The organism is Bowmanella yangjiangensis (assembly GCF_017255015.1).
Taxonomy (GTDB): Bacteria; Pseudomonadota; Gammaproteobacteria; order Enterobacterales; family Alteromonadaceae; genus Bowmanella; species Bowmanella yangjiangensis.
Genome location: NZ_JAFKCS010000018.1, coordinates 1 through 25,350, shown reverse-complemented (window position 1 = coordinate 25,350; position 25,350 = coordinate 1). Strand labels below are relative to the sequence as shown.

21 protein-coding genes and 1 riboswitch are annotated in these 25,350 nt (G+C 50.1%); of the genes, 15 read left to right on the top strand and 6 right to left on the bottom strand.

Annotation, left to right across the window (positions count from 1 at the left end; translation table 11 throughout):
* Positions 1–59: 59 nt before the first annotated feature.
* Positions 60–182, bottom strand: a riboswitch (TPP riboswitch).
* A gap of 84 nt (positions 183–266) precedes the next feature.
* The gene (locus tag J0A65_RS16090; protein WP_206595345.1) at positions 267–854 is read right to left on the bottom strand and encodes a DUF502 domain-containing protein; all 588 of its coding nucleotides are present in this window, start codon (positions 852–854) and stop codon (positions 267–269) included.
* A 181-nt stretch (positions 855–1,035) separates the two neighbouring features.
* Here J0A65_RS16090 and J0A65_RS16085 point away from each other — a divergent pair, with 181 nt between their 5' ends.
* A complete protein-coding gene (locus tag J0A65_RS16085; RefSeq protein ID WP_206595344.1) occupies positions 1,036–2,463 on the top strand; it encodes a phospholipase D family protein in 1,428 nt (475 codons plus the stop codon).
* A gap of 21 nt (positions 2,464–2,484) precedes the next feature.
* Here J0A65_RS16085 and J0A65_RS16080 read toward each other — a convergent pair whose 3' ends face one another.
* On the bottom strand, positions 2,485–3,360 hold the full coding sequence (locus J0A65_RS16080) for an MBL fold metallo-hydrolase (protein WP_206595343.1): 876 nt from the start codon (positions 3,358–3,360) through the stop codon (positions 2,485–2,487).
* Positions 3,361–3,458: 98 nt separating this feature from the next.
* On the opposite strand from J0A65_RS16080, the gene J0A65_RS16075 reads away from it, so the two are divergent.
* The 7 genes from J0A65_RS16075 to J0A65_RS16045 all read left to right on the top strand — a co-directional run bounded on the left by J0A65_RS16075 (position 3,459) and on the right by J0A65_RS16045 (position 10,118).
* Positions 3,459–4,205 carry a sulfite exporter TauE/SafE family protein gene (locus tag J0A65_RS16075; RefSeq protein WP_206595342.1) on the top strand — a complete coding sequence of 249 codons (747 nt, stop codon included), beginning with the start codon at positions 3,459–3,461 and terminating at the stop codon, positions 4,203–4,205.
* Positions 4,202–4,591 carry a rhodanese-like domain-containing protein gene (locus J0A65_RS16070; RefSeq protein ID WP_232850007.1) on the top strand — a complete coding sequence of 130 codons (390 nt, stop codon included), beginning with the start codon at positions 4,202–4,204 and terminating at the stop codon, positions 4,589–4,591. Before J0A65_RS16075 ends, J0A65_RS16070 begins: the two co-directional genes overlap by 4 nt.
* Positions 4,592–4,874: 283 nt before the next feature.
* Complete coding sequence (locus tag J0A65_RS16065) at positions 4,875–7,400, top strand: efflux RND transporter permease subunit (RefSeq protein WP_206595341.1); 2,526 nt, start codon at positions 4,875–4,877, stop codon at positions 7,398–7,400.
* A gap of 15 nt (positions 7,401–7,415) precedes the next feature.
* Complete coding sequence (locus J0A65_RS16060; protein ID WP_206595340.1) at positions 7,416–8,204, top strand: outer membrane lipoprotein-sorting protein; 789 nt, start codon at positions 7,416–7,418, stop codon at positions 8,202–8,204.
* A gap of 2 nt (positions 8,205–8,206) precedes the next feature.
* Positions 8,207–9,463, top strand: coding sequence for a DUF1302 domain-containing protein (locus J0A65_RS16055; RefSeq protein WP_232850006.1), 1,257 nt, complete (start codon positions 8,207–8,209; stop codon positions 9,461–9,463).
* A gap of 76 nt (positions 9,464–9,539) precedes the next feature.
* Positions 9,540–9,758, top strand: a complete 219-nt coding sequence (locus J0A65_RS16050; protein WP_188696665.1) for a YgaP family membrane protein — start codon at positions 9,540–9,542, stop codon at positions 9,756–9,758.
* Between the two features lie 51 nt (positions 9,759–9,809).
* The gene (locus tag J0A65_RS16045) at positions 9,810–10,118 is read left to right on the top strand and encodes an ArsR/SmtB family transcription factor (RefSeq protein WP_232848735.1); all 309 of its coding nucleotides are present in this window, start codon (positions 9,810–9,812) and stop codon (positions 10,116–10,118) included.
* Positions 10,119–10,126: 8 nt separating this feature from the next.
* On the opposite strand, the gene J0A65_RS16040 is transcribed toward J0A65_RS16045, so the two are convergent.
* The gene (locus J0A65_RS16040) at positions 10,127–11,422 is read right to left on the bottom strand and encodes a sigma-54 interaction domain-containing protein (RefSeq protein ID WP_232850005.1); all 1,296 of its coding nucleotides are present in this window, start codon (positions 11,420–11,422) and stop codon (positions 10,127–10,129) included.
* A gap of 199 nt (positions 11,423–11,621) precedes the next feature.
* Here J0A65_RS16040 and J0A65_RS16035 point away from each other — a divergent pair, with 199 nt between their 5' ends.
* The 6 genes from J0A65_RS16035 to J0A65_RS16010 all read left to right on the top strand — a co-directional run bounded on the left by J0A65_RS16035 (position 11,622) and on the right by J0A65_RS16010 (position 19,076).
* Positions 11,622–12,896, top strand: coding sequence for an NAD(P)/FAD-dependent oxidoreductase (locus J0A65_RS16035; protein WP_206595339.1), 1,275 nt, complete (start codon positions 11,622–11,624; stop codon positions 12,894–12,896).
* Positions 12,897–13,139: 243 nt separating this feature from the next.
* Positions 13,140–14,711, top strand: a complete 1,572-nt coding sequence (locus J0A65_RS16030; protein ID WP_206595338.1) for a cytochrome ubiquinol oxidase subunit I — start codon at positions 13,140–13,142, stop codon at positions 14,709–14,711.
* Positions 14,708–15,844 carry a cytochrome d ubiquinol oxidase subunit II gene (cydB, locus tag J0A65_RS16025; protein WP_206595337.1) on the top strand — a complete coding sequence of 379 codons (1,137 nt, stop codon included), beginning with the start codon at positions 14,708–14,710 and terminating at the stop codon, positions 15,842–15,844. Before J0A65_RS16030 ends, cydB begins: the two co-directional genes overlap by 4 nt.
* Positions 15,845–15,854: 10 nt before the next feature.
* Positions 15,855–15,959 carry a cytochrome bd-I oxidase subunit CydX gene (cydX, locus tag J0A65_RS16020; protein WP_102796560.1) on the top strand — a complete coding sequence of 35 codons (105 nt, stop codon included), beginning with the start codon at positions 15,855–15,857 and terminating at the stop codon, positions 15,957–15,959.
* On the top strand, positions 15,952–17,550 hold the full coding sequence (locus J0A65_RS16015; protein WP_206595336.1) for an ATP-binding cassette domain-containing protein: 1,599 nt from the start codon (positions 15,952–15,954) through the stop codon (positions 17,548–17,550). The genes cydX and J0A65_RS16015 overlap by 8 nt, the downstream gene beginning before the upstream one ends.
* Positions 17,547–19,076: an ATP-binding cassette domain-containing protein gene (locus tag J0A65_RS16010; RefSeq protein ID WP_206595335.1), complete on the top strand. Its 1,530-nt coding sequence runs from the start codon at positions 17,547–17,549 to the stop codon at positions 19,074–19,076. The genes J0A65_RS16015 and J0A65_RS16010 overlap by 4 nt, the downstream gene beginning before the upstream one ends.
* Here the strand turns inward: J0A65_RS16010 and J0A65_RS16005 are convergent.
* Positions 19,073–19,489 (bottom strand): acyl-CoA thioesterase, encoded by a 417-nt coding sequence (locus J0A65_RS16005; RefSeq protein ID WP_206595334.1) that lies wholly within the window; start codon positions 19,487–19,489, stop codon positions 19,073–19,075. The two genes, J0A65_RS16010 and J0A65_RS16005, sit on opposite strands and share 4 nt — an antisense overlap.
* A 69-nt stretch (positions 19,490–19,558) precedes the next feature.
* Between J0A65_RS16005 and J0A65_RS16000 the strand changes: the two genes are divergently transcribed.
* Entirely contained in the window at positions 19,559–21,625 is a 2,067-nt protein-coding gene (locus J0A65_RS16000) for a tRNA(Met) cytidine acetyltransferase TmcA (RefSeq protein ID WP_206595333.1), read from the top strand.
* On the opposite strand, the gene J0A65_RS15995 is transcribed toward J0A65_RS16000, so the two are convergent.
* Positions 21,597–23,648, bottom strand: coding sequence for a winged helix-turn-helix domain-containing protein (locus tag J0A65_RS15995; RefSeq protein ID WP_206595332.1), 2,052 nt, complete (start codon positions 23,646–23,648; stop codon positions 21,597–21,599). The two genes, J0A65_RS16000 and J0A65_RS15995, sit on opposite strands and share 29 nt — an antisense overlap.
* A gap of 118 nt (positions 23,649–23,766) precedes the next feature.
* Positions 23,767–24,852: an acyltransferase family protein gene (locus J0A65_RS15990; RefSeq protein WP_206595331.1), complete on the bottom strand. Its 1,086-nt coding sequence runs from the start codon at positions 24,850–24,852 to the stop codon at positions 23,767–23,769.
* Between the last annotated feature and the right edge of the window lie 498 nt (positions 24,853–25,350).

Genomic DNA, 25,350 nt, shown 5'->3' with positions numbered 1-25,350 from the left:
TTCTCATCACAGCTGGAAAAGATCCGGGGTAACGGCAGGTCAATGGGACAAAATCTGGAGGAAAACCTCGTAACCATTCCTACGCCGGTATTATCCGGATCAGGTGTAAGGGTTTGCGCTGATATTCAGCCGCATCTCAGCCGTCTCTCCAGATATGGAGGTGGGCACCCCTTGGCTTTGGTTCTTAAGCGGAACCAGAGTGAATTGTAACAGGGCGGGCAGACCTTTGCCTAGGCAAGAAAGCGCCCGCACCTATAGCATTTTGGTTATGGCTTCTTGTTTTTAGCCTGACTGATGTGCGCCGTCAGCACCTGTTGCATGGCTTTTTGCACTGGCATATCCAGCGGCTCACAACGACTACGAGGCAAATACAATAGATGCCCGCCTACCTGATAGCTTAAGGGCACATACACGGCAATAAGGTCGTCATCGCCAGCAAAGTCGATTTGTTCATTGGTGACAAAGCCAATCATGCGAATATCTTCGTGCATGCTCACCAACACGACTTTTTGCAGTTCATCCTGACTGGAGCCGGAAAACAATTTCATAATGTCCTTGGCACTACCGTATAAAGTCTTGACCAAAGGAATGCGTTCAAGCACCGACTCAAACCAATGAAACAGATGCTTAACCAAATAAAGCTGAACCAGGAGCCCCAGCAGGAAAATGATCACCAGGCCCGACACCACTCCCATACCTGGCACATACCAGCCTTGTGGCAGCAAGTAACTCAAGGGGACGCTTAGCAAAGACTCTGACCAATTAAAGAACCAATACAAGGCACCAAAGGTAATCACTAGCGGTAAGCTGAACAACATACCCCGGGCAAAGATCTGAGACAGAGACGACTTCATAAACAACCCAATGCAAGGCCAAAGGCAGGCAATGTAACACTGGCCTGTGACAAATCAACAGGCCGGGTAACAAATCCATCTGCAAAGCGCCCTTTTAGCCATCGCTAATGACCAGACATTGACCCTGAAGCATTTAACTGTTAGACCAGATAGCATTGACCCGCATAGCCGGTTTTATTGGATGAACAGACTGACGTTGTTGATTTGTATGACTGCCAGCGAAGGGCTATTAGTTGACGCCATAAACAACCTCAGGCATCCGTCACCCAGTTTAACTGGCGTAGCACCGCTAACCACCAGCCAGAGCGCCTTGGATGAGAGGTTAGCGATTATAAATAAAGCAACGGTCAGTATCGACCTGCAGTACTACATTTTCCGCGATGACCAAACCAGCAAGATGATTGCAACGGCACTGCTAAAAGCCGCCGAGCGAGGAGTACGAGTGCGCATGTTGTTAGATGACTGGCAAAAACGCAGTGACCATAACCTGCTTAGCCTGGACAGCCACCCTAATATTCATGTCAGGCTATTCAATCCGGTTCGAAACCGGGCCTTTCGTAACCTGGCTATTTTGTTCAACCTGGACCAGCAAAACCGGCGCATGCACAACAAATCCCTTACGGTCGATGGGCTTGTTTCCATTGTTGGGGGAAGAAATATCGGCGACGAATATTTGCTTAATAGCGCAGCTGTTACTTTTGGTGACTTAGATTTGACTGCCATCGGTCCTGTCGTGCAACAAATCAGTCAGCAATTCGACATGTATTGGAACTCCCCACTTAGCATCAATATTGCCGCTTTGGCCAGTCGCCACGCTCGTCATACCCAAACTCTGCTTGGCTGGCAGGGCATGTTGCAGCAAAGCCTTGACCAGCCTGATACTCCCTTTGAAGCCGAGTGGGGAAAGCTGTTGCAAGACACATCAGCCTGGCACTTTGGTGAGGCAGAATTATTCTTTGACCAACCCGGCAAAATTAACCGGGATTCACCAGCTTCTCAGATGCTTCATCAGATTGGCGCGGTTATCAGCAAAACCCGTAACAGCTTGCTAATTGTATCGCCCTATTTTATTCCCTCTAAAGGCGGCACCCAGGCTCTGATCAAAGCGGCACAGCAAGGCATTGATATCACTATAGTCACCAATTCCCTCGCCTCTACCGATGTATTTGCCGTACATGGCTGGTATGCACATTATCGAAAAACCCTGCTCAAGGCAGGAGTAACCTTGTGGGAAACCCGTGTGAATCCTATCGCTAAACCCAAAGCCCGTTTATCTGGCAGCAGTCGTACCAGCTTACACGCTAAAACCTTTGTCATAGACAACCAGGAAGTCTTTGTCGGCTCGTTTAATTTCGATCCCCGCTCTGCCCGCCTCAATTCTGAAATGGGCATCTTTATCCACCAGCCAACACTTGCTGCACTAATCGGACACAACATCGGCCCTCTGTTGCCCGCATTGGCTTATCAGGTAAAACTAACCGAAAAGGAACAACTGCTCTGGATCGATCATGCCAATAATCAATGCCTTAGCAATGAACCCGACGCCTCGATGTTTCGTCGCTTTGGCGCCTGGCTGTCAGGACTGCTGCCAATCGAATCACTATTGTAGAAAAATACACATCTTATGGCGCTAGCTGTTGGTACTTCCTAATAGGTTCACCGGCACTTTCAGGTAAATCTGCCCATTGTCCTCCGCCTCAGGCCATTTTCCAGCCCGGATATTGACCTGAATACTGGGCACAATCAGGCGAGGCACGGCCAGCGTGGCGTCACGAGACTGGCGCCTGTGAACAAAGGTCGCTTCACTGGTATCGCTACTAATATGGACATTGTGCGCCTTATGCTCAGCGACCGTGGCCATATAGGCCAGTGCCCGACCTTCGGGCTGATAGTCATGTCCAACATAAATACGCATATCATCCCCCAGTGCATAGAGTTTTTGCACCGATTGATAAAGTAGCGCGGCACTTCCGCCCGGAAAATCACAACGCGCGGTGCCGGCGTCCGGCATAAACAGGCTGTCGCCAACAAAGGCGTTGCCGTCAATGACGTAACTCAGGCTGTCATTGGTATGCCCGGGGGTGGCCAATATCTTTCCCTGAATATCCCCAAGACAAAAGTTATCACCTTCATCAAACAGATGATCAAAATCGCTACCGTCGGTTTGCAAACTGTCGTGCAGGTTAAAGATGCCCTGAAAGGTATGTTGTACTTTGGCAATGCCCTTACCTATGGCAATCACCCCACCCAACTTGTTCTTCAGATACTGGGCGGCGGTTAAATGATCCGCATGGGCATGGGTTTCCAAAATCCACTTCAGCTGTAAGCCTTGAGTTTCAACGTAGTTGATTAGGCTGTCTGCAAAGGCGGTGTGGCTGCGTCCGGACGCATAGTCAAAGTCCAGGGCAGGATCGATGATGGCCGCCTCGCCGCTATGTGGCTCATAAATCACATAGCTTAAGGTTGAGCTGTCCTGATGAAAAAAGGTCTCGACATGCAGTGCCATAAAATATCACTCCCGATGAAGATTTCGCCTTGAACTTTAGCAAAACACGAAATAACATACAACACAAGGTTATAAACTTATTCCAAAGAGAGATAACGATGCAGTTAGCCCTTCTTGCCGCCGCTGGAATTGGTCTGAGCCTGGGAATATTAGGTTCCGGGGGCTCTGTGCTAGCGTTACCTCTGCTTGTCTATCTTGCCGGTCAGGACGTTAAGCAGGCCATTGCCGGTTCACTCTTTATTGTGGCGCTGATCAGTCTTGCCACTTTGCTGCTTAGCCCAGCCAAGCAGCAAATAAACTGGCGCGCCGCGTTGCAACTTGGCATAAGCGGGGCCCTGGGTGGGTATCTTGGTGCCCTAGCGGCCAAATTCGCCCATCCGATGCTGCAATTAATTGTCTTCGCTACGCTTATGCTCATTGCAGCCAGGGCAATGTGGCGACACAAAGATGTCACGACACCTAAGTCAAACCCTTACGTTACTCTGGTTGCCGGTACGCTTGCTGGTGCCCTAACCAGCTTTACCGGCGCTGGCGGCGGCTTTATGCTACTGCCCATTCTGATTCGCTTTGCCGGACTGGATTTTTTCCATGCCCGGGCCACCAGCTTACTGCTGATTTTCAGCAATGCAGCGCTTGCCTTAATGGCCAATCTGTCTATGCAAAACAGTTGGCAATTGGACTGGTCGCTCTTACTGGCCATCAGCGCTTTGGGAATTGTCGGTAGTTTGACTGGTCGCTACTGGTCGGCAAATTGGCCGCAACAGCGTTTGCGTCGCGGTTTTGCCCTGTTATTACTGATTATCGCTTTGTTTATCGTCGGACATAGTCTATTGGAGGTCATATGATTAAAACCGCCCCACAGTTGGTTGCAGAAGCAAAACAACGAATCAAGGAAGTGCCAATCAGCACATTGGAACAACAGTTGGCGCATCCTATCATTGTGCTGGATGTGCGAGAGCCAGATGAATACCGCCAGGGTTTTGTGCCCGGAGCCATCAATGTGCCAAGAGGGATCTTAGAAACCAGTTTAACTAACCTACCGCAGGCTAAAGGTGCGGAAGCGCCGCTGGAAGAGCTGGCCGAACAGGATATCTACTTGTATTGCCGCAGTGGCGCCCGCTCTGCATTGGCCGCCGAATCGCTGATGCGCATGGGCTTTACTAAGGTTTATTCGGTTGAAGGTGGCTTTGAAGCCTGGAAAAAAGCCGATTTGCGTATCGAACTGCCCTAGGGTGCGAATATAGCTACTCTATACATTCAGCCATTAATCTAAGCGTGTCTCTGTTCCAGGGACGCGCAACGCCCATCTCGCATCTCGCATCTCGCATCTCGCATCTCGCATCTCGCATCTCGCATCTCGCATCTCGCATCTCGCATCTCGCATCTCGCATCTCGCATCTCGCATCTCGCAAAGCTTAATTTAGCAAAAAGCGAAATAAATAATGACAGATGTTTTTTTGTTCGCTATATTTCGAGTTATTCTAAATTAGAAATTTCTGATATTTGAGGCCCAGATGGTCAACGTACTTTTGAACTTCTCCATCCATTATCGTAAATGGGTATATTGGGGCTTGCTGTTTTTGACCCTGATATTTGTCGCACAATTACCCAAAATCCAGATTGATACCGATCCGGAAAATATGCTCAATGCCAGCAATCCAGAGCGGTTGTTCCACAATCAGGCGAAAACCACTTTTGCCATGCACGACACTATCGTCGTTGGCGTGGTCAATGCGCAAAGCATCTACAACCCTCAAACATTGTCAGCCCTGGTGGCTCTGACCGAGTATGCAACAGGCATAGAGGGCGTGGTTCAGGCCGATCTGATGTCTTTGGCTAATGTGGACAATATTACCCAGGCAGAGCCAGGTACCATACGCTTTGAGTGGATGATGAAGTCCGCCCCAAGCGATATAGCAGGTGCACAGCGTATTCGCGAGCAAGCCGAGAGATTACCGCTGCTGCGTAACACCTTAGTATCTGGTGACGGTAAGGCGGCGGCGTTGTACGTGCCTATCGTGGATAAAAACCAAAGCTACGCCATAGCCCGGGATCTGAAAGCCCATATTGCTACCTTGGGCAGCCAGGATGAATGGCACATCACGGGTCTGCCTGTGGCAGAAGACAGATTTGGCTACGAAATGTTTGTTCAGATGGGCATCTCTGCGCCTTTAGCCGGGCTAACCATCTTTATTCTGCTGTGGGTATTCTTCCGCAATGTGCCCTTTATTCTGCCCGCCATGATAGTGGCTATGGCCACCGTACTGATCACCATGGGTGCCTTGATTGGCATGGGTTTCACTGTGCATATCATGTCCTCGATGATTGCCATTTTCCTGATGCCCATCGCCGTGGTGGATTCAGTGCACATCCTGTCTGAGTTCGCCGACCGGCATAAACCCGGACAAGCAGCCAGTCACACTATTCGCCAGGTGATGGGGCACTTATTTACTCCCATGCTATTTACTTCGGTAACCTCAACAGTGGGTTTCCTGTCACTGATGCTGACCCCCATTCCGCCGGTTCAGGTCTTTGGCGCCTTTGTCGGCAGCGGTATTATGCTGGCGTTCTTACTCACTGTGATCTTCGTGCCTGCGTATCTGTCAGGGCTAAGTGACAAATCTCTGGCCAAGCTGATTACTAAGTTGCCTAAAGAAGCCGATTCAAAACTGACACCCGCACTTCGTACTTTAGGCAAACTGGCGGGCAGCCATGCCAAGCTTTGGCTGCTGGGCTTTGCAGGACTGTTTGCGGTATCTGTTTACGGTATCAGTCTAATCAATATCAACGACAACCCGGTTCGCTGGTTTAAGTCCGAGCATGAGCTGCGCGTTGCCGACCGCGTGTTGAATGAACACTTTGCCGGTACCTACGATGCATTTTTGGTCTTAACTGATACCAGCAACGTCAATCATGAAGCCATTCAAGCCATTGCTGCGGCGGAAAATGACAAGCAAATGTCTGAAACGACCCGTATATGGCTGCGTCAGCAGGCCGAACTGCTGGTACAAAGCAATAGTTTGTCATCTATGCTAATGGCCATTGATGACAAATCATTCGAACTCAATGATGCCACCGAGTTGGATAACCTGCTGGCACTGCAAGCTAAGTTGGAAAGGTTATCCAGCCAGTCCAAGCGTTTCTTGTCACCCGAGGTGCTCGACTATATGAGCCAGTTACAGGTGCACCTGCAGGCCAGCGGCTTGGTGGGTAAATCCAACAGCCTGTCGGATGTAGTTAAAACGGTGAACCGCGAATTACGCTCTGGCACCGAGACAGACTTTGTTCTGCCCTCCTCTGCCAACGGCGTGGCACAAACACTCTTGCAGTACCAGTCTTCACACCGTCCACAGGATTTGTGGCACTTCGTCACCCCTGATTACCGCCAAAGCCTGATTTGGCTGCAACTGACCAGTGGCGACAATCAGGACATGACTGCGGTTGTGCAGTTGGTAAATGAGTATATACAAAGCCACCCACTACCGTCCGATATGAAACTGGACTGGGCCGGAAAGGCTTACCTTAACGTGGTATGGCAACAAGAAATGGTCGCCGGCATGCTCGACAGCCTGCTGGGTGCCTTTGTGATGGTACTGGTGATGATGGTTGTGCTATTCCGCTCTCTGGCATTTGGCATTCTGGCCATGCTGCCACTGACCTTAACTATCAGCCTGATCTACGGCTTGATCGGCTGGATTGGTAAAGACTATGACATGCCCATTGCCGTGCTATCGTCACTAACCTTGGGTTTGTCAGTGGACTTTGCCATTCACTTTATCGAACGCTTCCGTGCCACCTGGGCAGAACATAAAGATTGGCCAACCACCCTGTCACTGATGTTTGAGGAACCGGCCCGTGCCATCAGTCGCAATGCTATTGTTATTGCCATGGGCTTCACTCCGCTGCTGTTTGCACCGCTGGTACCTTACATCACAGTGGGTGTCTTTCTGGCCAGCATTATGGCCATATCGGCACTGGTCACTTTGATTATGCTGCCCTCGCTGATCAGCCTGGTACGCCCCTGGCTGTTTAAATCCTGATAAGGAGAAATGATCATGAAAAACGCAGTATTTTTACTTCTGACGGGTCTGTCACTGACCAACACCCTGTACGCCCAGGAAGCTCGCGACATTGTCAAACAAGCCGAGCTGGCTGCCTACTATGCTGGTGATGACGGCCGCAGCGCGGCGCGTATGATCATCACCGACAATCAGGGACGCAAACAGATGCGCCAGTTCACCATTTTACGCCGCGACCAGGCCGATGGCGGTGCGCAAGACATGATGGTGTTCTTTTCCCAGCCTGCGGATGTTCGCGATACAGTATTCAGAGTAGTCAAGCACACCGACAGTGACGATGACCGTTGGCTGTACCTGCCGGGTCTGGACTTAGTTAAGCGGATTTCGGCCGGTGACAAACGTACTTCGTTTGTCGGTTCACATTTCTTTTATGAAGATGTTTCAGGCCGTAACACCGAGCTGGACGACTTCACCCTGCTGGAACAAAACACTGATCACTATCTGTTGCAAGGTAAACCCAAAGATCCGGCCTCAGTGGAGTTCAGCCGCTACCAGGTAAAAATCGACAAGACCAGCATGCTGCCGGTGGAAATCCGTTTTTTTGACAACCAGGATCGTGAATACCGCAAAGTTGAAACTCTGAAAGTTGAAAACATCGATGGGCACCCTACCGTAACCCATTCCAGGGTGCAGGATTTGCTCAGCGGCGGTCAGACCGAAATGCAATTTCGCTTCATCAAGTATGATCTTGGTCTGCCAGAGGACATCTTCTCTGAGCGCAGTCTGCGCAATCCCCCCAGGGATTGGTTGAATCTGAAGGACTGATTATGACGCGTATATCGCTACTCGCCCTGATGGTTAGTCTTAGCGTGGCGGCACAAGAGCCGCCACAAGACGACTGGGATGTGGACTGGCAGGAGGAAAGCACTACCCTGCCGGTACAAGGCTTTGCCGAATTGGCGCTTGGCAGCCGGCTGACTTCCAGCCAATGGAATCCGCGGGTGAGCCTGGCCGATGCCAGGCTCAGACTGGAAAAAAGCAGCCAGTGGCAGCACGTTTCTGTAACCGCTAAGGCAGACGGCTGGTATGACGGCGTGCAACAACAATGGCGTGGTCAGTTTCGTGAGTTATCTGCAGGCTTTAGCCTAGGCCAGCACCTGGATGTCAAAGCGGGACGGCAGATTCTTACCTGGGGAACCGGTGACTATCTGTTTCTAAACGACCTATTTCCGAAAGACTGGCAGTCGTTCTTTGCCGGACGCCATGATGAATACCTCAAAGCTCCCTCTGACGCGGTAAAGGTATCGGGCTATTTTGATCTGGCTAATGTTGACTTGGTGTGGACCCCAAAGTTTGACCCGGACAACTATATCAACGGCGACTACTTTTCGTTCTTTAACCCCTGGGCAGGCGGCATCATCGCCCTTGGCTTTGATGCCCTCACACCCCGCTCTGACGAATGGGCCTTACGGCTGTTTAAAAATTTAGATGGTCGCGAGATGGCTTTCTATGCCTATGATGGCTATAGCAAAAGTCCAGAGAGCCTGAGCCCTGAAGGCATCCCCACTTTCAGTCGCCTGCGGGTCGTAGGCGCATCCATTCGCCAAACTCTGGGGGCGGGTCTATTCAACGCGGAATTGGCCTACCACGACAGCCGCCAAGACAAGGATGGCAGCAACCCCACAGTGCCAAACAGCCAGTGGCGCTTGCTACTGGGCTATGAGCAGGAGTTGATCACTCGCTTAACCGGCGGCTTTCAGTTTTATCTGGAACACACTTTGGACCATAGCGCCTTGCTCGCCCATTCACCTTTTCCACAATGGGAAAAAGAGCAGAATCGCGTGGTACTGACCAATCGGCTGACTTGGCGCAACGCTGCGGATGACCTAACCCTGTCTCTGTTCAGCTTTTATTCCCCGACGGATCAGGACGGTTACCTGCGCCCCAGCTTGAATCATAGACTGGATGACAACTGGTCCTGGGCGGCCGGGTTGAATCTGTTTTTCGCCGACAAGCAACATACCTTCTTTGGCCAGTTTAAAGACAACAATAATGCCTGGCTGCGAGTCAGGTACGGTTTCTGAGTAAAGCAGTTGCCATGTAGCAGTGCATCGGTAACTGATAGACAACCACTGCTAGCTCAATATGAGGAGACGTAATATGAGTGCTGAACGAGCCCTGACTGCCTTTGCTGGCTTTATGGTGTTATTATCCGTGGCCCTGACGGTCTGGGTACATCCCAACTTTGTCTGGTTCACCGTGTTTATCGGTGCCAACTTATTTCAGCAGTCTTTTACCGGTTTTTGTCCGGCCACCATAGTACTGCGTAAAGTATTCGGTTTTAAAACCGAAGCAGAACTGGCCAGGGCTGGTAAATAACCGTTTATGCGGCACCTGCAAGTGCCGCATTTTGTTGTAAAGGAGGTAACCATGACCAACATTGAAATGCATCAAGATGAAGCGAGTAAAGCGGCCGCTTTCCTTCGCTCGCTGGGCAATGAGCATCGGTTGCAGATCTTATGTCGGCTCGCCACCGGTGAGTTAAACGTTGGCGAATTACATAAAACTTTCAGCCTCAGTGCCTCAGCTTTTTCCCAGCACCTGGCGGTCTTGCGGGAGCAAGGTTTGGTGCAATGCCGAAAAGAAGCGCAAACCATCTTTTACAGTATTAAGGATCCCGATACCTTACGTTTTATGCAACTGCTCAAAGATAAGTTCTGCCCGGAATTACCAGCCTGATCTGCGCATTAGCGAAAGCGTAAACCGAACTTGTGCAGCTTTCGATATAGGGTCCTGTCACTGACACCCAGCGCATCAGCCAGCGCCTCAAAGCTTCCTGGGAACGTCTGGCAAAGTTGTGCCAAATAGTCACCTTCGAGCGCTTCTAAACTGCGGATCTCATGATCCGACGCCCCTTGCTCCTGGCTATGATTCTGTAGCACCTGCGGTAGGTCTTCAATTTGAATTTGACTATCATTGGCAATCAGACTGGCCTGCTCAACAATGCTTTTAAGCTCGCGTATATTACCTGGATAGCTGTAGGTACATAGCTTCTGCATAGCAGCATGAGAGAAGTGTTTACCTTCAGTTGATACCAATAAAAATTGTTCCACCAGCAAGGGGATGTCGACAGGTCGCTCGCGCAGTGCCGGAAGCTGAATAGGAAAACCGGCGATTCGGTAGTAAAGATCCTGCCGGAACTCTCCAGCCTCCACCATAGCCAGTAAATCTTTATGTGATGCGCAGACCAGGCGAAAGTCACTGCGCTTCGGGTGCAATCCACCCACCGCTCTGAAACTGCGGGTCTCAAGAAGGCGCAGCAACTTCACCTGCATATTTAAGGGTACGTCACCAATCTCGTCAAAAAATAATGTGCCGCCATTAGCTAGCTCGACTAAACCTTTTTTAGCCTGAGAGGCACCAGTAAAGGCTCCCTTCTCATGACCAAAAAGTTCGCTTTCAAACAGCGCTTCACTCAGTCCGGTGCATTCAATTATCACAAAGGGTTTGTCGTGTCGAAGACTAGCATCGTGTACCGCCCTGGCCGCCAGTTCTTTGCCGGTGCCAGTTTCCCCTTGTAACAACACACTAATATCAGCCGATGCTGCCCTGTTGAGCAGATTCAGCATTCGATTAAATGGGGCTGACACACCAACCATCTTATTCACGTCTGTCCCTGCCGCCGCGAATGTCACTTTGTTTAAAATTTCCAGATATCCAAGGGTCATGCCATCTTCATCACGAACCGGGCGCATAAGAATGTCGCAGTGCTGTAGGCCTGTTTGAGTATGGTGAACATGTACCACGCTGGTGCTGCGGCCATGCTGCTGGCAATAAAGCAGAGGACACTCTTCACCGTGACGATCGCAAGGCTCTGCGGCGTGATGAGAAATTTCATGACAACGACTATGCCCTAGCTTCACTGGTTGTTTGTAAGTGTCCAGATAGGCCCGATTTACCGCCTGGATGGAATAATCCGGGCGAATAAAAATTGCAGGCTTCTCCAGTGCATCAATCATGGATTGGATAACGGACAAGTTCATAATTGCCACTTTTGTCAGAAAGACTAAGAAAATACTGCCACATTTGACAAAAAGAGCCTAGTGAATCTTCGGCTTCCAGTGGCGGAGTGACCTGACGCCCTTATTCTTTAAGGCTGCGCAAAAAACGACCATACCTGGCAAGCCTTTTGCTAACAATTTATTAACACAAATTAATGCACTGCAAAAAAAGAGGCAGATCATGACAAAAGTAGTGGTACTAGGTGCAGGAACCGGAGGCATGCCCGCAGCCTATGAGATTAAACAGGCTCTGGGAGCCGAACATCAGGTCGTGGTAGTAAATGAGTATCCGATGTTTCGTTTTGTCCCTTCCAATCCCTGGGTGGCGGTGGGATGGCGAGAGCCCAATGCCATCACTTTCCCCATAGAAAAATATCTGAATAAAAAACACATTGATTTTGTCTGTGCCAGTATAGAGAGAATTGATCCTGAGCAGCAGCAACTGATAGGCCGCGACGGCGAACTCATCGACTATGATTATCTGGTGATTGCCACTGGCCCTAAGCTGGCATTTGAAAGCATTCCGGGGGCTGGCCCCGCACATTTTACCCAGTCAATATGCACCCTAGACCACGCTATCAACTGTCACAAGGATGTCGAGAAGTTGATCGCCACACCAGGCCCTGCAGTTGTAGGCGCATTTCAGGGAGCCAGTTGTTTTGGTCCTGCCTATGAATATGCCTTTATTCTGGACAAGGCATTGCGTGAAGCCAAAGTCAGGCACAAGGTGCCCGTAACCTATGTCACCAGTGAGCCTTACATTGGCCACCTCGGCTTAGGTGGTGTTGGCGATTCCAAGTCTTTATTGGAGTCGGAGTTACGCCAGCGAGACATAAAGTGGATCTGCAATGCCCAGGTTGATGAGGTGAGTGACGGGCAAATGCAAGTCAGTGAACTCAACCGCAAGGGCGAATTGGATATTAGCCATCAACTGCCTTTCCAGCATGCCATGCTTATCCCCCCTTTCTCCGGTGTTAAAGCTGTGGCTGACGTTGAGGGATTGTGTAATCCCAAAGGCTTTGTTATCACCGATGAGTTCCAACGCAGTCCAAAGTACCCAAATATCTTCTCAGGCGGCGTGTGCGTGGCGATTCCGCCGGTAGAATCTACACCTGTGCCCACCGGCACACCCAAAACCGGTTATATGATTGAGACCATGATGACAGCCATCGCACACAACCTAAAAGCCATAGTAGTAGACAACCATCCCCCGCACTATAAGGGCACCTGGCACGCCATCTGCCTCGCGGACATGGGGGATACTGGCGCTGCTTTTGTGGCTATGCCGCAAATACCGCCGCGTAATGTAACCTGGTTTAAAAAAGGTAAGTGGGTGCATTTAGCCAAGATTGCCTTTGAAAAATATTTTATGCGCAAGATGAAAACCGGTACCAGCGAGCCAATTTATGAAAAGTATGTGCTGAAAGCCTTGGGTATTGAGCGATTGGAACCCTGAATATACTACTTTTACACTAACTCCAACCTACACAACTGACAGATTTGTCAGTTGTGTGCTTTTCTTTCTACTCTGTAGTTATCTACCATTTCCCATATTGTCAGCGAATATAAGCCTCTTCATACCAATTTGGTACCTAGGTGGTGATATGGATCAAAACTTGCTGATACTCACAATGAGAGAGTAATTCTCAATAAAATTAATCAACACCTTCACAAGGAGTGCTGCTATGAGGGTTCGGCTATGAATGAGACACTCATCGAACTATCACGTTGGCAATTTGCCCTAACGGCCATGTTCCACTTTATCTTCGTACCACTGACACTTGGCTTAAGCTTTTTGCTGGCCATTATGGAGTCTGTCTATGTGATGACAGGCAAGGAGATCTACAAACAGATGACCAAATTCTGGGGCAAGCTGTTTGGGATTAACTTCGCCATTGGCGTGGCCACCGGTCTAACCATGGAATTCCAGTTTGGCATGAATTGGGCCTACTACTCACACTATGTAGGGGATATTTTTGGCGCGCCACTGGCTATCGAAGGGTTAATGGCTTTCTTTCTGGAATCCACCTTCGTAGGATTATTTTTCTTTGGTTGGGACAAAATGTCCAAGGTCAAGCACCTCACCACTACCTGGTTGGTTGCGCTTGGTTCAAACTTCTCGGCCTTGTGGATCCTGATCGCCAATGGCTGGATGCAATACCCGGTAGGTGCTGAATTCAACATTGAATCCATGCGAATGGAGATGACCAGCTTTGCCGAAGTGATTTTCAACCCGGTCGCTCAGGTGAAGTTTGTCCACACGGTGTCAGCCGGTTACGTCACAGGTGCTATGTTTATCCTGGCCATTTCCAGCTATTACCTGCTTAAGGGTCGCGAGATTGCCTTTGCCCGACGCTCATTCGCCATCGCTGCCAGTTTTGGCTTGGCTTCAATATTGTCAGTCATTGTACTGGGGGATGAAAGTGGCTATGAATTGGGTGATGTGCAAAAGGTCAAGCTGGCCGCTGTTGAAGCAGAGTATGAAACCCAACCCGCTCCAGCTTCATTTACCCTGTTTGGTATTCCCAATGACGAATTGGAGAAAACCGAGTACGCGGTAAAAATCCCCTGGCTGATGGGGCTAATTGCCACCCGTTCATTGGATGAGGAAGTAATGGGGCTCCGAGAGCTTAAGGAAGAGCACAGACACAAGATTGTTGCTGGCACCAAAGCTTATGGTCTGCTGGAGAAAGTCAAAGCAGGACAAGCGAGCGAGGCTGAGTTGGCCATTTTTGAACAAAACAAGGCCAATCTTGGGTATGCCATGCTGTTAGAGCCATTCACTAAAGATGTTGCCAATCCCAGCGAAGAAGCCATACAAAGGGCGGTTGATTACAGCATACCGCCAGTAGCACCACTGTTCTGGAGTTTCCGTTTGATGGTTGCGTGCGGCTTTCTAATGCTGGCACTCTTTGTCGCTGCCTTCTGGTATAGCACCAAGCACCAGATTACCAAGCCCCGTTGGTTACTTAAGGCTTCGCTTTTTAGCTTGCCTCTCCCCTGGATTGCGTGCGAAGCGGGGTGGTTTGTCGCAGAATTTGGCCGCCAGCCCTGGTCCATCGCTGAAGTGCTGCCCGTTCATGCTTCGGTGTCTAACTTGTCTGTCAGCGACGTCATTATCACCTTGGTGGCATACAGCAGTTTCTACCTGGTGATGTTTATTATTGGTTTCTACCTGATGCAAAAGTTTGCCAAGCAAGGCCCAAGCGCTCTGGCCCAGCAAGCTGAGCAGGATAAATTAAACCTCGGCATCAAAGGAGCACAAGCATGATCGATTATGAAGTACTACGTGTTATCTGGTGGGTGCTGGTCGGCGTACTACTAATTGGCTTCGCCATCACCGACGGCTTTGACTTAGGTGTTGGTGCACTCTTGACCCTGGTAGGAAAAACTGATCAGGATAGAAGGGTGATGATCAATACCATTGGCCCACACTGGGATGGTAATCAGGTATGGTTTATTACTGCCGGCGGCGCCATTTTCGCAGCCTGGCCGATGATCTATGCTGCCGCCTTTTCAGGCTTCTATTTGGCCCTTGCCTTAACGCTGATCGCCTTATGGATGCGTCCCATTGGCTTTGATTACCGCAGTAAACTGCCCAATGCAACCTGGCGAAAAGCCTGGGACTGGGCACTGTTTGCTGGCGGACTAATTCCTGCCCTTATCTTTGGTGTGGCCTTCGGCAACCTGCTGTTGGGTGTGCCTTTTGAGCTGGATAACACCCTTAGACCCACTTACACCGGCAGTTTCTTTGGTCTGCTAAGTCCCTTTGCTATCCTCTGTGGTCTGGTGTCTGTCGCCATGTTGCTCAACCATGGCGCCACCTGGTTGCAGTTAAAAACCACCGACCAGTTACTGGCACGCTCTCGAGCTGTTTCAGTAGTGCTGTCAGTTGTGTCAGTCGTGCTGTTTATTCTGGCCGGAATCTGGATTGCATATGGAGTAGACGGATTTGTGGTGACCTCAGCCATTGACCCTTATGCCACCTCTAACCCATTAACTAAAACCGTTGAACAGCAAAGTGGTGCCTGGCTAAGCAATTATGCCAGCTATCCCTGGATGCTGACGGCTCCACTGTTGGGTATTGCAGCCGGTCTGGCATGTGCCTTGTTCTCCTTGAAAAGACGCGGCGGATGGGCCTTTGTCAGCAGTGCACTCTGCATGACCGGCGTTATCCTTACCGCGGGTTTCTCCATGTTCCCGTTTTTGATGCCAAGTTCCACCATGCCTAATGCCAGTCTAACCATGTGGGACGCCACATCCAGCCTGCTGACTCTGAAGGTTATGTTTGCAGTTGCCTGCATCTTTGTTCCTATTGTTCTGGCTTATACCACTTACAGCTTTTGGGTCATGCGCGGACGCATAAAGCAGTCCGAACTGAACCAAAGCCATGCGATTTACTAGGAGGATTATTATGTGGTACTTCACTTGGATACTTGGCGTATTGTTGGCCTGTGCCTTTGGTATTATCAATGCCATGTGGCTGGAGTCCACCGAAGACATGGACAGAAATGACTGAGCATGCCGCCGGACTCAGCCTGACAAAGTGGCTTAATCAACAGGGGGCCGCCTCACGCGGCGCCCTGCATCTACTGACACTTCTGGGTTTGGCCGGTTTTACCTGCCAGCTCGGTTTATTTTGGTTTGTTAGCCTTGCGGTTGACGATCTCATCGTCAATCAACAGCCGCCAGCCTCCACTGCAATGCAGGGCGTGGGACTGACGGCCGCCTTATGGCTAGTGTTCGATTATCTGAAACAGCAATTTACCCAACGCACACACTTACAGCTATGCCAACGTTTACAAGCGAAGTTGCATACGCAACTCCTGCGAGGACAACTGGCCTTAGTGCGTCAACAGCCTAATTTTTACTGGCAGCAATTATGGTCGCTGCATATTCCTGCCACGGCAGATTTTCTCACCCATTATCAAGTGCAAAAGCAACTGGCGGTTTTAGCCCCTTTACTGGCCCTTGTGTGCCTGTGGCCTGCCAGTTGGCTGATAGCCCTGCTAATGTTCGTTACCTTACCTGTCGTTCCTTTATTTATGTATCTGGTAGGTAGTGGCGCGGCGACTCGACATCGCCGACATTTCGCTGCACTAACGCGCTTGGGCAGCTTATTTGCCGACCGTCTAAAAGCTGCCGACCTGCTCCTGGTGCATCAGGCGCATACCAGCCAACAACAACTGCTGAAAAACGCCAGCGATGATTTAAACCAGCGCACCATGAACGTGGTTAGCCTGGCGTTTTTATCTTCCAGCGTACTGGATTTTTTTGCCACCCTAGCCGTGGCTTTGGTGGCGGTGTTTGTGGGTTTCAATCTATTAGGCGAAGTGCAAATTGGTCCGGTGCTGAGCCTGCAACAAGGGCTGTTTATATTACTCGTCGCTCCCCTTTGCTTCAGTGAACTGAAAACGCTGGGCCGTCTTTATCATCAAAAGGCCGCCGCCGAAGCTGGCGCCGCCGAACTAAAACCTATTTTAGACATGCCGCTGTCCCCTTCTCCACAGGGACATTTTACGGGGCTGGACTGGCTGTCGGTGCAATCGGAGCATCCTCGGCTACATGCCAAAAGACTGGTCTTACACCGCAAAGATTGGGTGCAACTCTCAGGTCCCTCAGGTAGTGGAAAAACCCTGTTGCTGGAATGTTTACTTGGACAGCGGCCATGCAGCCACAAAATGCAGGGGCAAGCAGTATTGTTAACCCAACAGGCTATTATTACCCCGCAAAGTCTGCGCGATAATCTGTGCCTGGGGCATGCGCACAACGACCAGAAGCTTTGGGACATCCTCTCGCAAGTTGAGCTGCATGATTGGGCCAGTAATCTCCCCCAGGGTCTGGAGACACTAATGGGGGAACACCCGCCATTATCTGGGGGCCAGGCTCAGCGCGTCGCTTTAGCACGGGTTTTATTGTCTGACGCCTCACTGGTTTTATTGGATGAACCCACCGCCCACCTGACCGACGAGCAACATCAGCGGCTCTGCCTGCTGCTCAGGCAACAACTGGCCGAACGCACGCTGGTGTGGGCATCTCATAAACCCCTGCCAGAAGCATGGTTTAATCGTCATTGGCAGACGAATAACCTGGAGGTGGTCAGCCAATGAAATCTAACCTGCTGGCCACGCTGTTGGCGGCCGTCCATGTCTCTGCCGGCCTTATCTTACTGATTTTCTCCAGTTGGTTTATCGCTGCCTGTGCCATCGCGGCGCCCGGCTTTAACTACATGTTGCCTGCAGTGGTTATCCGCGCACTGGCGTTGATCCGCATTGCTTCAGGCTACGGCCAAATGTGGCTTGGCCATAAGCAACTCCTAACCCGACTGGCTGTTACACGCTTAGCTTTATTCCAACGTCTGCAGGACAGTCGTTTACCGCAACAGGATGCCAGTACCGAAGCCTTGGTTCAGCATACCGAAGCCGTGGCAGCGTTGTGGGTTGCCTGGATAGGACAACATACCGGTGTGATCGTGATGATGCTGATTAGTCAGCTCACTCTGCTGTGGCTCCTCCCCACAATGGCAGTGTATGGCTGGGCGTTACTTATCGGCGGGGCGCTGAGTTTTGGCTGGGTATGCATAAAAGCGCTGCGCGACAGTGAGGAGCTCTTAAAACAAAAGCAAGCATTCAGGCAGTACAGCAATGGCCAGCTAACGAGTTGTTCTTTATGGCATTTACAAACTAACCTGACGCTACCAGATGCATCATTAATGTGGCAGGCACAGCAAGCTGTTCAGGCCCGGGGCGATAATGCCGTAAGGCGTTTACATCTGTTAAGTTTGGTTCTACTCACCACCATACTGCTACAAGTACCCCAAGCGCTGTTTGGCCACGCCACCATTCTTATCCCTGTTATGCTGCTGTTAAGCGCACGGGACTGGTTAGCAAGCCCCTTACGCTCTCAACCCGCCCTGGCGGATTGCCTGAACGGAAAATCACAGTTAACTAACCTCGCCATCCATAAGCTGACGCGCCAAGTCCTAGATATACCGCTGACAGAACTGCATATCCGCCGGTTGAAAGTGGACAGCCGGCCACTACCACCAGTAAACCTGAGTATGAAACAAGGCCAGTTATTGCTGCTGCAAGGTAGTTCCGGCTCAGGAAAAACCAGTTTACTGCAAGCCATATATGGGTTTATTCCCTATCAGGGAGAACGTGTGGTCAATAACCAGGTACTTAGCCAGGGCTTGGTTGATAGCTGGTATTTTGCCGAGCAACAGCCTACTTGCTTGGCAGGTAGCCTCAGGGACAATCTACAGATTGCCAGACCAGACGCGACAGATACGGCATTACGTGACGCATTACAAAAAGCCAACTTAAGTCACCTGGAGCGGGCTTTGGATGAGTGGTTAGGAGACACGGGACGCAGATTAAGCGGCGGCGAGTTAAAACGTCTGAATCTGGCCAGAGCCTGGTTAAGCGATGCACCGCTTTGGTGTCTGGATGAACCTTTTGAGGGATTGGACAGCCATCAGCAGAAGCTGATGGCCGACAGTATCAACCTGGCAGCAACGGACAGAATCGTCATCCTGGCTAGCCACTTACGACCAAGCAATCTCAATATCAGCCACAAACTGGATATTGATAAGCTCGCTGAAGTTAATACCTGTGCAACGCATCAGGTGGGCTAGGCCAACATATTCAGACTTTTCAGTTCCTGATGGGTTTGCGCTTCCAGCTCTTCCATGGTTTTACCATGGGGAACCGGCAAGCGCGTATCAGGATCTACTCGCACGAAGACAATATCATCGGCAAAGCAGATGGTCTTCTTGGTGGCTTTGTTACGCACCAGGCAGGAAACCGTGATAGAGGTGCGACCCACTTTTTTGGTCGCCAGACCAAATTCCACTACGTCGCCTTGCAGCGCGGGAGATTCAAAGCTGATTTCGCCAATGTGTTTGGTCACCAGATGATTGCTTTCCAACTGACAAATGGCATAAATCGCCGCCTCTTCATCAATCCATTCCAACGCACGGCCACCAAACAGGGCATTGGCATAGTTAAGATCATTAGGCATAACCAGACGACGAGATAAAAAGCGCATTCGAATTCCTCTACAGCTATAGGATAAACTAGTGGCTAAGTATACCAGTTATCTGAGCATAAGGCCGTCGTGCAAAACGCTTTTCAATCCTGGCTACATGAGCGCCAGCAAGGACAATTCCACCGTCAGCTATTGCTGATTCAAGGGACACCGGACTGGGTTTGCCAGCAGGCACAAACACTAACCCAGGGCGGTGAGACGCTATGGATTAGCGAGGAGCAAATTCCTTGCAAAGCTTACCGACAACAGCTCGGCAGGGAGTGGGATTGTTTAGTCTATGATTTGCGCTCCGGCGTCAGTGCCAACGCATTAGTGGCCCTCTCTGGCACAGTGCGTCGCGGCGGATTGATGGTGCTTTTAGCCCCCCCCATCGAGCATTGGCAACAAGACCTGCCATCGTTACCAGGCAAACAGTCCTTCGGCACTGAAAAATGTACCGGCGTTTTCAATCAATGGCTGTTAGAGAAACTGCAAAGCGCCTCTGGTGTGGTGATATGTAACCAACAAAGCTTTCGTGGCGAGAATATGCCGGTATTAACTCGGCCTAAGGATGTTCCCACGCCTTATGCCAGTCATGAACAAGCCATGGCAGTGCAGGCCATCCATAAGGTGGCAAGCGGACACCGGCACCGGCCATTGGTGCTTACCGCAGACCGTGGCCGCGGAAAAACCTCGGCGCTTGGCATTGCCGCCGCCCAGTTGATGGCAAAAGACAAACAGATCCTAATCACTGCGCCGCATTTGGACGCCACAGAACAAGCCTTCAACCACGCCCAACAGCAATTAACCGATCTACAGCGGGAGAAAGGTTATCTCAAGGCACAACAAGGATGCCTGAAGTTTGTGCCGGTGGATGTGCTGATACGGGAGAAACCACGCGCTGATTTGCTGCTAGTCGATGAAGCCGCAGCTATCCCTGCACCGCTGTTGAAAAGCTTGCTGAACCAATACAGCCGCGTGGTGTTTTCTTCCACCGTGCATGGCTATGAAGGCAGTGGACGCGGCTTTGAAATTCGCTTTAAACCTTATTTAGAGGCGCATCGTCCACAGTGGCAAAGTCAGCATATCAGTGAACCATTGCGCTGGTATCAGGACGACCCGCTGGAACAATTCTGGTTTGATACCTTGCTTATGCAGGATGCCCCCGCAAATCAATCAACGTCAGACCAGCCTTTGTGTTTGCAACAACATAGCAAAGCGCAACTGGCGGCAAACCCAGTATTGCTGCATCAGATTTTTGAATTATTGGTGAATGCGCATTATCAAACCAGCCCGGACGATTTGCAGCGCATGCTGGATGCGCCGGATATGCACATCTATTCCCTGCAAAAGCAGGGGAAATTGCTCGGTGCCATGCTGGTCATGGTTGAGGGCGGCTCCCCACTCTCTTCTCTGGCCGATGCCATCAGCTTAGGCCAACGGCGGGTTCAGGGCCATTTGTTGGCACAAAATCTCAGTGCTTACCTGAGCGAACCGGCGCTGGCAGCACTTAGTTACTGGCGCATTGTGCGGATAGCCTTACAGGCTAATTCGCGCCGGCAAGGTTTAGGACAGTGGATGTTAAACGAGCTTGCAAAAGCGGCTAAAACCAAGGGCATTGATGCTTTGGGAACCAGCTATGGACTATCTAATGAGCTACTGAGATTCTGGCAAAAGGCCGGGTTCATGCCCGTCCGCCTTGGCCACAAGCAAGATGCCGCCAGTGGCGAACACAGTTTGCTGATGCTGCAAGCGTTAAGCGAGCCGGCCAAACAGGCCCAGCAACAATTAACCTCGTACTTCAGTCAGGAATTTCAATATCTATTGCCCAGTACCTTTGCGCAGCTGCATGCCCCCTTGCTCTTACAACTATTCGGCATACTTTGTCAGCCACAAATACTTGGCCACAATGATCGTCGCTTGTTGATAGCCTTTTCATCAGGCACACAACCACTTGAGAACCTGCACTTGGCCATGCGAAAACTGCTTAGCCAACCCAAATGCAAAGTGCATCCTGGCGCAGAGCTCGCTTGTCGCTATGTGTTGCAAGGATGGAGTATCGCATCGATTTGTGCCGAATATAATGTGGCTGGTAAACGCCAATTATCTGAGCAACTAAGAGACTGGGTTAATGTGGCACTGGACGAAGCACTTTAATATCGCCCTCGACCCTCTCCCTGGCCGCCACCATCAGTTCGCCGGTTGGATCAACATCAAAATGCCAGATAAAGTGCCCTGAGGTTATTAACGAAGGGGTGCTTTGCTCATTTAACGCTAACTGCCAGATCTGGATCCCATTGTCCCATTTTGATTGCCAGTAGAGACGACCGTTAACCAGCTTAATATTGATTAACTGATTGGTATGCTGGCCATCCAACCGCGTTATCTGTTCGCCAGCCTCATCTAAAGATTTTTTGCTTTGCAGCGCACTCGGTGTAAATACTAACCAGCGTTTTTCATGCCAGTCGTAATGTACAGCCAGTGCCTCAATCGCCCATTGTTGCAGGATAACCCCCTGCCGATTGTACAAACTCAGGTTGTTACCATCGAACGCATAAAGCCGCTCTTCATCCACCCAGCTCAGACTTAACAAGGGACCACTAAGCTTTGCGCTGAATTCAGCAATTTCACCCTGACGACCATATAAGACAATTTGCTTATCCCGGTTAGACAATAACGCACTATTATCCGGACTCCACTGCAAAAAATCAGCATAAGCATTACCGCTATATTGGGACAACCTCGTCAGCTTGCTGCCTGCCTGTAAATAAACCTCACACACACCACTGCGCCTTGACATAAAGGCCGTTTCTCCCAATGGGTTAGTGGCAGGCAGATAATCGATGGATGAAGAAGAAAACAATGGCATATTCAACTTGTTGCGAATATTTACCTGCCAGGACTCACTGGCCACAAACAACTGGCCATGCTGGTCGGCGGACACAGAGGTAAACACCCCCTGCGCGGTATTGGCCACGACAACCGGCTCATGGCCTAGGGCCTGCTCAAGCACCCCACCAATCTGGCTGGGGTGATTAATTATCAGGGTCTCGCGTTTAGGATTATAGGATAACAACCACACCGGATGATCCCATTCCATCATGGTCTTACCTGCGAGCGATACTAAGCGGCTGCCCTGACCTAATCGGTTAATCAGGTAAAAGATCTCGTCATCCCAGGCCCGAACGGCCCCCCGTATCGTTTCATCTGCCTCGAGATCCAATGGCAGCAGAATAAGCTGACCTGTACTAACCCGATACAAATAAGGTAAGTTCTGGTGGTTTCGTTTTAAGATCACCACCAGTTCGTCCTGGCTATTCCAGACCGGACGCTTTGCATAAGTACAAGGTAAGGGACGACTAACATGAATACTGTCCAATTTATCGTCTGATAAATTCAGCAAACACTGACCTTGTTGATATTGCCAGTATGCCAGTAGCGAGCGCTCTGGATGCCACTGGGGAAGACTAACCCGGGTATCCACTTGCCGGCTTTGCAGCAAATTGCCACTCTTGTCGGTTACCTGAAGTTGGTTAATATCCTTCACATAGGCAATTAAATCCTGGCTTCGATGGGCACTGACTTCAGCTTCCAATCCAAGTGCATAGCTGACATCCGTCAATTCATACTGTACAGGAGGTGGCGCGTCATACCTGCTGCCTAAACTTGCTACAGCTGCGAACCCAGCCACACTGACGGCGCCCCAGCCCAGCCATTTGGCCCAGGAGAAGGAAGAAGATCTGGGCAGCGCAGTAATAACAGGCGCAATCCTTGCATCCATCAGGGTTGCATTGGGCAAAAAACGATAACCCCGCTTGGGGATGGTTTTTATAAAGACGGGCTGACGAGGCGAGTCATTAAGCAAGCGCCGCAGCTTGGTAAGCAACTGATAAAGGCTGTTGTTGTCAACGATCGTGCTAGGCCAAAGTGACTTTTCCAGCGATTCACGGGTCAGCAAATGCCCTTGCGACTGACAGAACAACAGCAACAAACGACTGACCTGAGGCTCAAGCTTGTGTTGCTCACCGCTTTGGGTATCTACCAAGAGATCCTGACCGCAGATAAACTGAAACTGAGCAAATTGCCAGTTCTCGACGTCCAAACCGTCCATGCTGAATACTTGCCTTTCCACAGCCGAGGAACCTTTTAACACCTGTAGATGCGCAACATACTTTTCCATCAGACAAAGTCAACATGCGTAACACCCTGACCAAGATAATTCAGATAAAAGTCAGAGATGATCGCCTCATTGAGATTAGATTGAATGCCGTCATCTCAAAGTGCATGTTTTGATGATTTTATGACTCCAAAGCTCTTTTGGCTGGGCCTTCCCCGCTTTTTCTTCTATGTAGCCAAGCCGTTAAGTGCTTCTTAAGCCAAGGGGCTAATGGACGTTCCACAAAGCGGTGAATAGCATAAGCGGATACCAGCATCAATGATGCCGCTGCAAACAGCATCAGGTACTTGTTTATATGCTGACCATAGGCGTTAAACAACATATAGCCTATGTTTTGATGAATCAGATACAGGGGATAGGTTAAGGCGCCCCAGGCGACAAACCGGGCTTTTCTTAATGGATGCTGATTGGCCAGCGCGCTGAATAACATCAGACTAAGGAAGAATAGATTCAGCCCAAGGATAATAAATTCATTGAAAGCTGTGCCATACCAACCTTCCATCATGCTGGTAAATAGCCAGTTTTGACAGACTACAAAGACTAACGCCAGCACTAACATGAATGACTTCAATAGACTCAACCCATCTCTGTGAATGAGATACAGCAGGCAACCTGTCGCGAAGTATCCCCACCAATGAGGAAAAGCGTTAGTCCAGAGATCGAATTCTTGCCCCCAACTGGTGAAAAGGGAAACCGTACACGCCGCCAACGACACGCCAATCAACGGCAGAATAAAACGCAACCAGCCGAACCAAGCCAGGGCAAACATGACCAGATAGAACTGCATCTCTATCCACAATGTCCAATAGGCAGATTCTATATGTTTAATTCCTATAGCGGCCTGGAACATAGTGGCATTGGCGGCAAGTTCAGCGCCCGACGCCTGAAACTGGCTTTGATTGAAGTATAAAATACAGCTACCGGTTAGAAGCACTCCAATCCAGTACGCTGGATAGAGTCGAATAAAGCGAGAGACAAAAAACTTATCTGGTTCGCCATCTTTGGCACTCATCAGGATCACAAAACCGCTGATAATAAAGAAAAAGTTGATACCCAGGTAAAAATAGCGGCTGTACTCGCCTATGCTATCAAAGCGAATATCAGGTGCGTAGCCCAGCATATACCCCACAAAAGTATAGTGAAATACCAACACCATCACTGAGGCGACAAAACGATAGAGATCGATCTCATAGAGTCGCTTATCCATTTACTACTCTCCCATCCGGATCAACAAACCACTCATATCTGCCTGACATTACAGGATATTTCTCTGCGAACTAGCGAAAGATATCGACCTTCAGAAAAAATCAGATCTACGGGTGTTAGGTGTTAGGTGTTAGGTGTTAGGTGTTAGGTGTTAGGTGTTAGGTGTTAGGTGTTAGGTGTTAGGTGTTAGGTGTTAGGTGTTAGGTGTTAGGTGTTAGGTGTTAGGTGTTAGGTGTGACAGGGTAAGTGCTGGATTTGGTTCTTACAATAAAGTACGGGCTTTTTATTGGATAAGCTGAGGGTTACGTCCAGGGACTTTCATTAAGGTTTGCGGAGTGGGCAGTCAACGTGAGCTGCGTTGATTGGTGGTAAATCAGGAGCAATAAAAAAGGGCTATCCACCCGGATAGCCCTTCTTCGTATTGGGAGCCTGGCGGTGTGCTACTCTCACATGGGGAGACCCCACACTACCATCGCCGCAGTTACGTTTCACTTCTGAG